This window comes from Lentilactobacillus parabuchneri DSM 5707 = NBRC 107865 (genome assembly GCF_001435315.1).
Lineage (GTDB): Bacteria > Bacillota > Bacilli > Lactobacillales > Lactobacillaceae > Lentilactobacillus > Lentilactobacillus parabuchneri.
In genome coordinates, this window is sequence record NZ_AZGK01000004.1 from 46,436 (window position 1) to 61,123 (window position 14,688).

At 43.3% G+C, this 14,688-nt stretch carries 10 protein-coding genes; 2 read left to right on the plus strand and 8 right to left on the minus strand.

The window, feature by feature from the left end; translation table 11 throughout:
* Nucleotides 1-5 precede the first annotated feature (5 nt).
* From FC51_RS05455 to arcA, 4 genes are all read right to left on the minus strand, one after another.
* Nucleotides 6-707, minus strand: coding sequence for a Crp/Fnr family transcriptional regulator (locus FC51_RS05455; RefSeq protein WP_057909999.1), 702 nt, complete (start codon nt 705-707; stop codon nt 6-8).
* Nucleotides 708-824: 117 nt separating this feature from the next.
* Nucleotides 825-1,766: a carbamate kinase gene (arcC, locus tag FC51_RS05460; protein ID WP_057910000.1), complete on the minus strand. Its 942-nt coding sequence runs from the start codon at nt 1,764-1,766 to the stop codon at nt 825-827.
* A 166-nt stretch (nt 1,767-1,932) separates the two neighbouring features.
* A complete protein-coding gene (gene argF, locus FC51_RS05465) occupies nt 1,933-2,964 on the minus strand; it encodes an ornithine carbamoyltransferase (RefSeq protein ID WP_057910001.1) in 1,032 nt (343 codons plus the stop codon).
* A gap of 330 nt (nt 2,965-3,294) precedes the next feature.
* The gene (gene arcA / locus FC51_RS05470; RefSeq protein WP_057910002.1) at nt 3,295-4,527 is read right to left on the minus strand and encodes an arginine deiminase; all 1,233 of its coding nucleotides are present in this window, start codon (nt 4,525-4,527) and stop codon (nt 3,295-3,297) included.
* Between the two features lie 546 nt (nt 4,528-5,073).
* Between arcA and FC51_RS05475 the strand changes: the two genes are divergently transcribed.
* Nucleotides 5,074-8,178, plus strand: coding sequence for a YfhO family protein (locus tag FC51_RS05475; RefSeq protein ID WP_057910003.1), 3,105 nt, complete (start codon nt 5,074-5,076; stop codon nt 8,176-8,178).
* Nucleotides 8,179-8,346: 168 nt separating this feature from the next.
* Here FC51_RS05475 and FC51_RS05480 read toward each other — a convergent pair whose 3' ends face one another.
* Nucleotides 8,347-8,820: an arginine repressor gene (locus tag FC51_RS05480; protein WP_057910058.1), complete on the minus strand. Its 474-nt coding sequence runs from the start codon at nt 8,818-8,820 to the stop codon at nt 8,347-8,349.
* A gap of 161 nt (nt 8,821-8,981) precedes the next feature.
* Nucleotides 8,982-11,300 carry a glycoside hydrolase family 65 protein gene (locus FC51_RS05485; protein WP_057910004.1) on the minus strand — a complete coding sequence of 773 codons (2,319 nt, stop codon included), beginning with the start codon at nt 11,298-11,300 and terminating at the stop codon, nt 8,982-8,984.
* Between the two features lie 346 nt (nt 11,301-11,646).
* Here FC51_RS05485 and FC51_RS05490 point away from each other — a divergent pair, with 346 nt between their 5' ends.
* Nucleotides 11,647-12,579, plus strand: coding sequence for a LysR family transcriptional regulator (locus tag FC51_RS05490; protein WP_057910005.1), 933 nt, complete (start codon nt 11,647-11,649; stop codon nt 12,577-12,579).
* A gap of 67 nt (nt 12,580-12,646) precedes the next feature.
* Here the strand turns inward: FC51_RS05490 and FC51_RS05495 are convergent, their stop codons facing one another.
* Nucleotides 12,647-13,957, minus strand: coding sequence for a nucleobase:cation symporter-2 family protein (locus tag FC51_RS05495; protein WP_057910006.1), 1,311 nt, complete (start codon nt 13,955-13,957; stop codon nt 12,647-12,649).
* A gap of 225 nt (nt 13,958-14,182) precedes the next feature.
* Nucleotides 14,183-14,533 carry an aggregation-promoting factor C-terminal-like domain-containing protein gene (locus FC51_RS05500; RefSeq protein ID WP_057910007.1) on the minus strand — a complete coding sequence of 117 codons (351 nt, stop codon included), beginning with the start codon at nt 14,531-14,533 and terminating at the stop codon, nt 14,183-14,185.
* Nucleotides 14,534-14,688 lie beyond the last annotated feature (155 nt).

Here is a 14,688-nt window from a genome sequence, read left to right on the forward strand (position 1 = left end):
TTTAATTAAAATGACTCATCGTCAACCTCTAAAATTTTGAAGTATTTTCGGTTGTATTGAATCTTGTTTTCAGCAATTAACTGCTGAACCATCTGACTCGTTGTTTCCCTCGTGGTCCCGCTGACCTTCGAAAGTTCAACCAGCGTAATTGGATATGGGACCAAGATCGTTTCATCAGCCTGCAAATCGCCGATCTGTTGGCCAATAAATAAAATCGCGTTCCACACCCGACACTTGGCGCTGGTTGTGACCATCCGTTGAAGTTGTGTCTCAGACGTATCGATAATCTTGCTCATTTCTTTAACGGCGTTTTCCATGAGCTCTGGGTTTTCACGCAGAATTTGTTCATAGACTGGCATTGGGAATTCGGCAATTTTCACCTCAGTCATGGTTTCAACGGTATACGCATATCGATCAGCTTCGAATAAGCCGATATACGGAAAGGCTTTTTGAGGACGAATATAAAGATACAATTGTTCTTCGCCATTTTTATCCCAGTGAAACGACTTGGCAACCCCTTCGATTAAATAGTAAAACCTATCCCGCGTATCGCCCTGATCAAATAGGATCTGACCGCGGTGATAGGTTTTAATTGTCATTTCGTCAATCAACTGATTAATATATTTATCACTCAGCGGACTGAATTCTGGATGGCTGCGCAGTTTCTCCGCATAATACTTATAATCACTTTTATTCTTTAAAATCATTCCGACACTCCCAAAAACGGTTACATAATTATGTTCTCAGTAAAGTGTACCTCAAATCACGTCATTGTACATTAAACGCGTCTAAGCAGATTTTAAGGATAAAATAATTTGAACACGCTATTTTGCCGAAATAATTGTCCCGGAACCATCATTGATAAAGCCTTCGATATTGTCTAAGGCAGTCACAACGGCTTCGTTCCCTGTGGCTTCAACAAAATCAATTGCTGCTTGAACCTTTGGCAGCATGCTTCCTGGAGCAAATTGGTTCTCATCAATATATTTGTGAAGATCAGAAACCGGCACGTGTTCAAGCTTCTTTTGGTCGGGTTTGTTGAAGTTAACAAAAATATTTGGTACGGCCGTTAAAATGATCAGGGCATCGGCACCAACCAATTCAGCTAATTTTTCGCTGGCAAAATCTTTATCGATAACTGCTTCCTTACCAACCAAGCGACTGCCATCGCTAACAACCGGCACGCCACCGCCACCAACCGAAATTGGCACAATTCCTGCGTCAACCAACGCATTAACTGCTTTGGTTTCGACGACCCCAATTGGTTTGGGTGATGGAACAACGCGACGATAGCCACGTCCGGCGTCTTCAACAAATGTGAAATCCGGATTTTGCTTCTTAGCCAAATCTGCATCTTCTTCACTCATGAACGGACCGATTGGCTTAGTTGGATTGGCAAATGCCGGGTCATTGGCACTGACCTCAACCTGGGTCACAACAGTGGCAACCGTCTTGTCGAGTCCTTTTTCATTGATCACTTCGTTCATGGCATTTTGCATCCAATAACCGATACTTCCCTGTGTCATTGCCACACATGAATCCAGTGGCATTTCAGGGTTGTCGTGAGTGCTGCCGGCTGCTTGTTGGAGCAACAGGTTACCAACTTGTGGTCCGTTTCCGTGAGAAATGATCAGCTGGTCGCCATTTTCAATAAATTTAACCAAATGCTCCGCAGTGTCACGCAATGCTTGTTGCTGTGCTGCTGCAGAAGCATCTTTTGATAGGATAGCATTGCCTCCCAGGGCAACTACGATTTTACGTCCCATAATACATTCTCCTTCGTCTTAGAAAATAATAAGGGACTGGGACAAAACAAATGTTTTGTTGCCAGTCCCTTGTATTGTTGAGCTATTTTTCAAGGTGGGTACTAGGCTGAAATGTGTTTTGGCTAATGCCTAGTTGAAACGTGTTCGAAGCAATGGATGATGCTTCTTACACTCTAGGAATAAATAAATTACCTAACGTTGCGGCCATCATTGCCTTGATGGAGTGCATTCTGTTTTCTGCTTCTTCGAATTGACGAGCATACTTGCTGGTGAACACTTCATCAGTAACTTCCATTTCGGTAATGCCATACTTCTTCTCAATATCCTTACCGTATTCGGTTTCGGTATTGTGGAATGCTGGTAGGCAGTGCATGAAGATTAATTGATCGTCAGGAGTGCCGGTCTTCTTCAAGGCTTCCATGTTAACTTGGTATGGTGTTAGCAATTTAACACGTTCTTCCCAGTTACTTTCACCCATTGATACCCATACATCGGTATAAACAATGTTTGAACCCTTCATACCTTCATCAAGGTCATCGGTGATCAAAAGCTTTGCGCCTGACTTTTCAGCAAAACCTTTGGCAATGCCTTGGATTTCATCTGTTGGGAACAATTCCTTTGGTGAAACGATGTGAATGTTAACGCCTAAGATTGCACCGGTTACCAAGAGCGAGTTGGCAACGTTGTTACGACCATCACCCATGAATGTCAAAGTTAAGCCTTGGAGTTTGCCAAAGTTTTCCTTAACGGTCATGAAGTCAGCCAACATTTGAGTTGGATGCCATTCGTCAGTCAAACCATTCCATACTGGAACACCACTGTCTCGGGCAAGGATTTCAGCATCACTTTGCTTGAAGCCACGGAATTCAATTCCATCAAACATGCTGCCAAGAACCTTAGCAGTATCTGAAGTAGATTCCTTCTTACCTAATTGGATGTCGCCTGATCCCAAGTATTCTGGGTGGGCACCAAGATCAATTGCAGCAGTGGTAAATGCTGAACGGGTCCGAGTTGATGACTTTTCAAATAGAAGCGCAATGTTTTTGCCTTCCAAATAATGGTGAGGAACGTTAGCCTTCTTTAAAGCCTTAAGATGTAAACCAAAGTCAATTAAATATTCGAGTTCAGCAGCAGTAAAGTCTTTTTCGGCTAAAACACTACGTCCTTGAAATACGTTTTGTTTGAAATCTTTTGTCATAATCGAATTCTCCTTGATGATTGAATTTTGATGGGTTGGTGAAAGTTTGGAACGATCTGTGTCTCGTCACGCTCTGATCTAAACGCGCTTCGACGACCCTGGCCCCTACTGTGTAAGTCAAAAATTCCAACGATGAACAAACCCCGTTCATCATTACAATTTTCGTCTTACACTCCGGGGCCAACCCGGGTCTCGTCACGCTCTGATTTAAACGCGCTTCGACGCAACTGATGCTAACTTCTAAGTGTCCTTTGATCAAAGTCCCAAAACCAGGGACTTCAATCAAAGCACACTTAGAAACCGCATCACCCGTTGCTTGTCACGCTCTGATTAGATATCTTCTCTCACAATTGGGCAGCTCATGCAACGTGGACCCCCACGTCCTCTTGACAACTCACTTGAGATAACCTCAAGCACTTTGAGTCCGTGTTTTCTGAGCAGGTCATTGGATACGTAGTTCCGGTTGTAAGTTACAACGACACCCGGCGCGATTGCCAATGTGTTCGAACCATCATTCCACTGTTCACGGCCAGCGATAATTGGATCTCCGTTACCGGTTGGGATTAAGTCCAAGTCATCCAGCTTCAAAGCATCCTTCAAGACTTGCTTGAGATCTGTTCTGTGATCCAAGTTAAGCTCACCGTTTTGACCTGGCGTAATTGTCCAAGTGTCAATGTGGCCGCCTTCACCTAAGATTCCTGGATGAACAGTAAATTGATCGTAGTTAATCATTGTAAACACAGTATCCAAATGCATCATGGCATGATTATGCGGAATCTTAATCGCAATAACTGTGTCGAAATGGCCTTCTTTAAAGAGGCTCTTGGCGATATCTTGAATTGCATCTGCAGATGTCCGTTGAGAAACACCAATGGCCATAACGTGGTCATTCAATACTAATTCGTCGCCACCTTCGATACGAGTATCGTGGTTTCGGTCACGCCATACATGAACACCCTGATTTGCAAAACGTGGATGATATTTAATCACAATTTCGTTAAATAATGATTCACGTTGTCTTGCAGGGAACGTCATGTGGTTGATGCTTAATCCTTCGCCGATACTTGCCGAAGGGTCACGGGTAAAGTATAGGTTAGGCATTGGATCCATGTAGAATTCATAGCCTTCTGTTTCAGCAGCACTGACTAAGTCGGTTGGGACAAAGTCAACTTCGTTTTTACGAATTCCTTCCATGATCTTGTTGACCATGTCTTGGTTGTTCATGCTGTCTAAATATTCTTTCAATGCATCGTGGATGGCACCAGCGGCATATCCGGATTCAGTTAGCATTTGCTCTAAGAAGTCATCACGTACTTTGTCACCACCGGCATCAAGTGCTTCAGCGGCCAATTTTTCCAGATACAGGACTTCGACACCATTGTCGCGTAATGTATCAGCAAAGTAATCATGTTCCTTTTGGGCAATTGGTAAATATGGAATGTCATCGAATAATAACCGGGGCATCATGTCTGGTGTAAAGTTTTCAATTTCTCTACCCGGACGTTTTAACAATACAGTTTTTAACTTACCGATTTCCGATGTTACATGAATTGGGCTTGTCATTTTGTTACCTCCTCTTCCATTAGTACAGTTACATCATAAACCCTTCTGAAAACGCTACCGTCTATTTTTAGACATCAGAAATGTGAAAAAACTAACACAATTAGCAAGGAAAATGTTTGCGGTTTCATTTTATAAATTATTCGACTAATTATTCCCTTCACAAAAGCCTTCTTTCGATTATTTATGCAAGACTAAATGTTTAAATGAGAAAATAAGTTTTTAATTAGATTTACGAATATAGTAATTGTACCAGTTTCTTCACAATATTCATACTTTCTTCTCATCTTTTCGGTATAAATATGTTTTGACTTCATAGATTATTCATAATTTGGTAAAAGAAAATTCACATTCTCAATTTAGTAAAGGTGAGTCATCAGTCGTCATGAAAGCGTTTTACTTAGTTTCGTTCTATCTCCTGATGAATGTTCATGCAAAACATTGCAAACTCAAGGCACTATTATTACAAAAATTAAAATTGGCCGAATAACCTTGTCTAACCCACCCATTGCGGTCAAAATGGGATTATGTATGAGGAGGTAATTTCACATGGAACCGAGAATTGACACTCGCAAAAAGTCCTTTAATTTTTCAATCTATTTCATCTACACCATCGCATTTGTCTTCGTTTGTCTGGCGACCTACACGATCCCATGGCTGGCCGGAAAAACGTTGATTTGGAACGTTGATGGGATTGCCCAGCATTTCCCAATTCTAGCCCAGTTTCAACATATTCTACAGGGAACCGCGCATCAGTCACTGGCTGGTTGGTCATGGAACCTGGGTGCCGGGGCTGATCAACTGACCACATTTGCATTCTACATAATTGGCGATCCATTCAGTTACCTGATCGCCTTTTTTCCGGCCAGCAAGCTGGAGTTGGGTTATCAGGTATTAATTCTGCTTCGACTCTACTGTGTCGGCTTGTCGTTTCTTGCCTGGGCGAACGAACGAAACTTTAGCCGCCACAGCAAGCTCATCGGAACTCTGATCTACACCTTTTCCGGGTATAACTTCTACGTTTCGATGCACCATCCCTTCTTCTTAATTCCAATGATTCTGTTTCCATTGTTGGCGATGGGGGTTGAAAAAGTTCTGCATAAACAGAACTGGCTGCCGCTGGCAGTTGCAGTGGCCCTGGCATTAATTAGTAACTTCTACTTTGCCTATATGCTGGCGATTGGAACGCTGGTCTATTTACTGACCCGCTACTTCAATATTCGCCATACTCATCCGGAACAACTGAAGAATGGCCGGATCATTTATTGCTTATTTCAAGGCGTTATAACCGGCTTACTGACGGCGGGGATCGTTTTGCTGCCCACATTGCTGGCCGTTTTTCAGTCCACTCGGATTGCCTATCACGCTCAATTTGCCAACGGTTTGATCCTTTATCCGCTCAAGTACTACTTGGCGCTTCCCAATCAGTTAATTACCAGCACCACAACAAAGGACTATTGGCTGGTCCTAAATTTCTGTGGGCTAACCTTCCTGGGTGCGGTTTACGTTTTACGTCATTTCAAGCGCTACCGTTCGCTGGCAACGATTATTACGTTAACCATCGTAGCACTGATGCTGCCGCAATTTAGTGCGGTTGCCAACGCCATGTCGACGCCTTCAAATCGTTGGTTGTTTCTCATCGTCCTGCCAATGAGCTTAGCAACCATGATTTTTGTTGACTCGTTAAAGACTTTAACCCGAAACGATCTGAGGTGGCTGATTGGTGCCAGTGCCGGTCTAATTATTCTGGTCTGGATTACCAAAGGATTCACGTTAAAGCTTCCTCAAAATGATTTGGTTGCATATGGGTTATTACTTAGTTTCCTCCTACTATTTGCCTGTCAAACCTCTCTTAAGCTTCCACCAAAACGAGTGGGCTACATTTTGACCGGTCTGGTGTTTGTCAACGTCATCAGTGCCGGACAAGGTTGGTTCAGTCCTAACAATAGTAAGAACATCAATTCAAATCTGGCAACCGGGTCTGCTCAACAGTGGCTGCACAAGTATTATGACGGGGCTCAAAACGGGTTGAATAAGGATGGTAACTTTTATCGGACAACGACCATTCATAATTACTATTCCCACCGAACTGCCGGCAATAATATCCCGATGGTCCTTGGCACCCACGATTTAGGGGCGTATTATTCAATTCAAAATGGCAGTCTGTTTCAATTTACCCGCTCGCTGGGTGACTCTCAGGCCGTTGTAAACTCAGTCATCGGAGAAGCAGACGGCCGCACAACCCTCCTGAATTTACTGGGCGTTAAATATATGTTTGCCAAAACGGACATCATCAAGAAGCCACAAGCGATTCCATACGGCTTCCACTATGTCCGCGGGCAAAACGGCAAGATTGTTGACTTCCCGGAACAGCCCGTCAGTGGGTTGAGCAACCATTCCGGAACCATTTTGTTACAATCGAATTTGGCGTTGCCGCTGGTTTACACGCAGAAATACGTCATTTCATCGGCCAACTACAATAGTATGTCTCCGCTTCAACGTGAGCAGGCGATCCTGTCCGGCGCGGTGGTTGATAAGCCAATTGACGGGGTTTCGTTAACTGAACCCGCCAACAAAGTCAAAACCGTTGGCTACACAACGAAATTGTTTGACCAACACATCGTCAACAACCCCGTTAAAGCCGTCCTTGATCGATTGCGTATTTCACCAAACGCCCGATACCGGGCAACTGCCGCGAAATATAAGACGATGCTGCCGGCACATAAAATACGGATTTGGGAAAAGGCAACCGGCATCAACCCGAATGCCAAGCCCCTTCGAACCGTACTGGCCAAGAATCAAAAGATCGTCAGGCGAAATGAAGCACAAAACGCCAATGGGCTGCATCTCATGGATAACGATGCCCAGGGCCGTCACTTGTCTTATCAATTAAACATTAACAATCCAAAGCAGTATCGCAATTCCGAACTCTATTTGGTAATCGACGGTGTCTCGCACACCACCCATACGGCCATGGATCGAATCGCCAACTTAACGGCCGATTCAATTATCGATGGGACCCCGGTTTCCAAATTACAAAAGATCGATCGCTATCGAAAAGCACTTCAGCACCCCGATCTCGGCGCATTTACGCTCTCGGTTGAAACACCGAATAACTTTACGTATGTTCGTCAGCTCCCTGAAAACAACTTATCAGACTTCGAGAATCGTCAGCATATCGTCTTGAATCTCGGCTACTCACCTAAGCTGACGAAATCATTAACCATTCATTTTAACGGCGTCAAACAATTGAGGTTTAAGAGCGTCAAATTAATGGCGGTTCCTTTCAACAAGCAATACGATCAGCAGATTCATGCACTCCAAAAATCAGGCTTGTCGGGTCAGCACGTCACCAACGACGCCGTTTCCGGATACACGGATACAACTGAACGGACACGCGTTTTGACCACCTCAATTCCGTATTCGACTGGCTGGCATCTTAAAATCGATGGCCAACCGGGTGACATCTTCAAGGTCAATCGCGGCTTCATTGGCGCACGAATCCCTGTCGGGCGACATTTCATTTCGTTGAAATATCAAACGCCAGGCTTATCGCTCGGCAAAAAGTTAACCATTGTCGGCATCGTTTGGTGGTTCATCTTCTTAATTGGCTCCGTTGGCAGAATGGTGTATCGCAAATGGTTCTTGAAATAATTATCTCGTTTCGACTGTAACATCCAATTGAGTCGGGCTTCTCAAACTTTGGGGCCCGGCTTTTTTGCGCCTGACAGCTAAAAAAAGCCTACCAAAAAAAGCTGGGAAGCAATGAACAAATCTGTTCATCATTCCCAGCTTTTATAAATTCAGTAAATGCCTACACACTTATTCTGACACCAACAGATCTGGATTGGCGTGCTTGGTTACCAAGTCGTGAATCTCGTGGGCCGCATCCACCGATGGACTGAAGGTCACGATAGTATCATAACCGGCCAAGGTCCCGGAAACATTATCCATATGCAGGTCGTCAATGACTGCTGCCAATGGGTTGGCATAACTTGGCTGCGTATGAATCACGTTCACAAATTCAATTTGGCGAATGTCAGTCACCGTTCCATTAATCATGCGATACATCCGTTCAATCTCGTTTTGGTTTCCCGACTTAAAAATCATATACCGGGAATTTCCAGAACTGTCCGGTTGCTTGACGATTTGCATCTCGCGGATATCCCTGGATAAAGTTGCTTGTGTAACCGTAATCCCCGCAACACGGAGCTTTTCCATCAATTCATCCTGTGTGGTAATCGTGTACTGATTAATAATTTGCTCAATTTTAGATTGGCGAGCTTCCTTTTTCATGTTAATGCGCGTTCCTTTCGCTTCTTGATTGGCTTTCATGCCTGTTTAAATATTCAATAAATACCATTTAATTTGCATAACACTATCATACCAAATGATAAACCAAAGTTCGCCTGTTTTCCAAAAAAGAAGCAATTAGTTTACAAATTCTTCAGAAACACTCATTTATAAGTCCACATTTGTTTCGGATTTTGGTGGCTCAACTGCTTTTTCTCATTGGCAACGGTAATATCCGCACCTTTTCCACTAATTAAGTCCACTTCCACCGTATCTTGATAAATAATGAACTGAAATTCATTGCCATACAGATGCATCTTAAATTTGAGGCAGTTCCAAGTAACAGGTAAGTGCGGCTGCAAACTAAAGCTTTTGGCGTTATTGACCACACCGGCAAATCCGTAGATGATGCCTTCCCAAGCAGCGCCGAGGCTTCCCGCATGGATACCATTCTTAGTATTGTGATGGACATCCATTAAATCGGTCTGAACGGCCTGTGAGAAGAAATCATAGGATTGCTGGTCTTTGCCTATCCTGGCCGCAATAATGGCGCAAATCGCCTTAGAGAGGCTAGAATCGTGGGTTGTGATCGGCTCATAGAACTCGTAGTCGGATTTTAGTTGGGCCAACGTGTTTCCTTCGGGGAACATGAAGTCGACCATGACCGTATCAGCCTGCTTGTTAACCTGGTGCCGGTACAACATCAGCGGGTGATAGTTGAGCAACAGTGGGAACATACTTTGATCGATTGACGCAATATCCATCTTCGGCAGTTGCTCAAAATTTTGAAACTGCAGCTTAACGTTCTTTTCTTTATCGTAGGGAAGATACATGGCAGCTGCAGCTTCCTCCATATCGTGAACTTCTTCGTCGGTCACGTTCAGGCGACTCAACATGCCGTCGTCATCTTTATACTTATGGGCATATTTGGCAGCCAATTGAAGATTGCTTTGGGCCAATACGTTGGTGTAATAGTTATTATCCACTAAGGCGCTGTATTCGTCCGGCCCGGTTACACGGTTGATCACAAACTGGCGCTTGCCGTCCAATTCGGCATAGTTGCCATATTCCATCCAGAACCTGGCCGTTTCCAAAATGATTTCAAAACCGTAGTGGCGCAAAAAGTCCTCGTCACGAGTAATTTCATAGTATTGCTCAACCGCAAACGCGATGTCGGCGTTGATATGGAACTGCGCTTGTCCCGCCAACCAATAGGCACTTGACTCAAATCCATTAATTGTCCGCCATGGATACATTGCGCCCTTACCCAAGCCAAAGTCGCTGGCCTGCTCTTTGGCAATCTGGAGGGTGTGGTACCGAAACATCAGTAGTTCCTTAGCGATTTCAGGCTGCGTGTACGTAAAAAACGGCAGCATAAAGATCTCGGTGTCCCAGAAGAAATGCCCCCCATAGCCGTTGCCGGTCAAACCTTTGGCGGGGATACTGGTTTTTTCATCGCGCCCAGCCGACTGGTTGAGCTCGAACAAATTAAAGCGAACGCACTGCTGCAAAGCAGGATCGCCGTCAATTTCAACGTCACTGTGAAGCCAGAAGGTCTGCCATACTTGGGCCGATGCCATTAATTCCGACTTGAAGGTCGTATCGTTAATGAAATTATCCAACGATGCCAGATACTGGTCAGAATACATGTTGGCGTTCACCAAAGGATGAATGTCGCCTATTGCAAACAAAAATTCAAAGTCTTTTGAACTCCCCGGTTTGGCAAAATATTTACTGCGATAACCATAGTGGTGATTCTCGTCCATAAAATACTCAATCTTAGGATTGGGCGCAAAATTTTCATTCGCCTGGTAGGTGATGATGATCCCCTGCTGGCTTCTAAAAGTGGTCACCAAATAGCTGGGCTGACCGTTGTCGGGAATAAAGTCCATTTGCATTTGGCCCAGATCCTGACTAACACGGATATCGTCGTCTTGATGATGGACAGACTGATTGACGTAATCATGCATCTTAATGACTTCAACTTCTTCTGAAAAGTTGGTCGGAATAATTGCATATTTAATGCCGTATACGTTTAATTTGCTGAGGCTGGCAAAACTTTCAACCACCAAGTTAAAGTTACGGTTTTCTGGTGTCGTCACACTAAATAGTTCGTGCAGCAGCCCAGTCTGCATGTCCAGGTTCTTATCAATATTTTCAACGCGGAAATGGTCAGTCAGTGAATCTTCGTTGCCCACCTTGATTCGAATAAATCTTGGATCAAGCAGCCGATTGATGACTTGGTTATTATCCGGGTAACCACGGTATTTTTCACCATAAGAAACTTCTTTGTAATCAAAAAAGCCGTTAATAAAAAGACCCGGTGACCCGATGTAATCCGGGCTGTTTCCTTGAAGTGGATTGGAATCTCTCACTCCAAAGTGGCCGTTGCCGACATTATAAATGGTTTCTAAAAATAACTGTTCTTTGCTTCTCAAGTTTTGTAAATGAATTTGAAATTCCGGAGACTGTTCAATTCTCATTAATGGAACCTCCTATTACACAGGTACGTACCAAATCACAACACAAAATTATAGGACTATTTTACCATTCATCGAAAAAAATTCACGTTTTATTGCTAATCACCGCTTACTTTTATTGTAGTACCTAATAGTAATATAATTGTAAAATATTAAGATTAATATAATACGGGGTAGAAAAGATTCACGTCCTTTACCGACGGGTCTTGAATTGCTATACTAGGTTGTAGCTTTTTTGCGAAATTAAATTGCAATGAGTCATTATTCATGCATATATTACTAGAATATCATATAATCTGGTTAGAAGATAAACTATAAGGCGACAGGTCTTCAAAGGAGAATTACAATTATGAACAGCAAATTACTTTCGTTTCTAGAAGAAATTAAGGCACAAGGAAATATGTCAAAGGCAGCTCAAGCATTATTTGTGACCCAACCCTATATCAGTCGGGTTATCAAAAATGCAGAAGTTAATTTTGGTGTTAAGCTAATTGATCGATCATCACATCCCATCCAATTGACCTACGCCGGCGAACGGCTGCTTGCTTTCTTACAAGAAGAAAACCGACTGCGGGCCAATCTGGACCGTGAGATGACGCATTTGTCACAATTTAAATACGGTCATTTAACAATTGCCTCAAATGAAGTGGTGACCAATGACTTATATAAGCCGGTGTTAGTCCGTTTCTATAACAAATATCCGAATATCCACGCCCAGATCACCAGAATGACCAGTCGAGATGCTGAGAAGCGCTTGCTATCAGGTACCCTCGACTTCTTCATTGGCCACGCACTTCAAAGCCACAAGGTTGAATACCGGCCAATCGCCCAATTGCCATTGGTTTTAATCATCCCTGAAACATCAAAGCTTTATGAGCCAGGCAAAGTATTCACCAATTACGAAGACTTGGACCTGACCAAGCTTTCAGGTGAATCCTTCATTGGAACACCTCAGGAAGATAACTACCAACGTTTGGTGAACAGCTTCTTAAATGATATTGGTGTTTCTGCTGAAATCAGTATCGAAGTTCCAGACTTGCATCTGGCTTCTGACTTGGCAATTGAACATGTTGGCGCGATCATCACGCCAGAACCATTTGCCAACCCACGACGTTTGACTGACGAACAAAAGAAGCACATCAACGTGGTTAAAATTCCAACAGACGTATTAACCGCCAACTTCGGGATTTCATTTATTAAGAACAAGCAAACTTCAGAACCAGTGACAGACTTGCTCAACATCATCTCAGAATACGTGGAAGAATATATTCCTAAGCGATAATTTAAAAATCATCGTTAATACAAAAAGACCAGCGAGAAAATCGCTGGTCTTTTTACGTCTTAATTAATTAAATATCTTCTTCAACTTTTTTGCTTAAAGAGGTGTGGTTTAATAAAATGTTCAAAATAACGGCTGTAAAGCTTCCGACAACCATTCCGTTACTCATGATGACTTGAACCGTCGCTGGCAGGTATTGGAATAACTGTGGCTGAGTGGTGACCCCAAGACCAAATCCGATTGAAACCGCGATGATCAATAAGTTCTTGTTATTGAGTTCCACTTTTGACAGCATCTTAATTCCCTGGGCACCCACCATTCCAAACATAACTAACATGGCGCCGCCAAGAACTGATGATGGAATCAAAGTAGCAACTGCACCAAACTTGGGAATGAGTCCCAAGATCATGAGCATGAAAGCCGAATAGTAAATTGGTGTTAATTTTTTAATACCAGACAACTGCACAATCCCAACGTTCTGGGAGAAAGTCGAATATGGAAATGTGTTAAACAAACCACCCAAAATGGCGGCAATTCCTTCTGAGCGATAACCATGTTCCAAATCACGGTCGTCCAATTTACGCCCGGTAATATCACCCAAAGCAAAGTAAACCCCAGTTGATTCAATCATACAAGTAAGCGCCGCTAAAATGAGCGTCGCAATTGAAGACCACTCAAATCTCGGGGTGCCAAAATAAAAGAACTGTGGCAATTGCGCCCAGTGTGCCTGACCAACAGCCGCGAAGTCAACCGTTCCCATCAAGACTGCAACTACCGAACCCACTAAGATCCCAATCAGAATTGAAATTTGCTTGAGAAAGCCCTTTGCCCAAATGTTGAGCACAACGATGACCAATGCGGTGAAGAACCCTAAGAACAAATGAGTCGGGTTTCCAAATGCCTTGGCAGTCGCATCCCCACCACCAATGTTTTGAAAGGCAACTGGCATCAATGTGAATCCGATTAAGGTAATCAAAGACCCCGTCACGACCAATGGGAAATACTTTCGCAAGTGGGCAAACGGCTTGGCGATGATAATAATAAACAGGCCGGCCACCATGATGCCGCCGTACATATACCCCAAACCAAAGTTCTTTCCAATTGACTGTAGCGGTGCCACGTACTCGACGGCACAGCCAAGAACAACCGGCAGCCCAATACCAGTGATGGGCGTCCGTCGGATTTGAAGCAATGTTGCCACCCCACACATGAAGATATCCATTGAAACCAGATAGGTCATCTGGGCCGCGTTAAATCCAAGTGCGCCACCGATTAATAATGGAACCAAAATATCGCCGGAATACATGGCGAGTAAGTGTTGAAAACCTAAAATAGCATTACGAACGGGCGAATTTTTGCCCGGAACAGAAACGTTTTCCATTGTGATCTCCCTTTTATTCGTGTTTAACGTGATAATGTAATATTAACATTATATTTTAACTAAAACAACGTCAAATCCGAATGTTAGCGCTCGCATGGATGGCTTTTGACAACTTTGTTTGTGTAGCTTGTGGCTGCACAAAAAAACTGGAAACGATGAAGGATCCTTCATCATTTTCAGCTTTAAACGTTTTTGAAACTTTTCGAATCGCATTGTTGGTTATTTTTAGTACCAACCATAAGTTTGCCAATGCTTCTTAGCATGAACCCAGCTTCCATATCGAGCCTTTACATAATGGTCAGCAGCTTTTTCTTGGTTGCTCTTTGAGTAGTTACCGTGCAGGTAAGATGCACTCAATTGATAACGGCCAATGTATCGACCGTTACGGGCATGATATGAACCCCGTGATTCGTGGTAAGCGATCCAGTTCTTTGCTTTTTGGTTTGCTTTTGATAAGTTTGATTTATATACTTTAGTTGTTTTAGCTTCAGCGATTTCAGTGGATGCGGCAACGTTCATTGTGCCGTAAAAAGTTAATGCAGTCATTAATGCGATAATGATCTTTTTCAGTCTCATGAAATATTATTTCCTTTCGTCTTTTCTCAACAGTGACGAATATACGCTTTCTCATTTACAGAGACGTGTCTGGATAATTACAAGCATGTTAAACTAGATAGGATTTTAGTAATATTCTCATAACATTACGTCGCTCATACCCGTCATGACAGCAT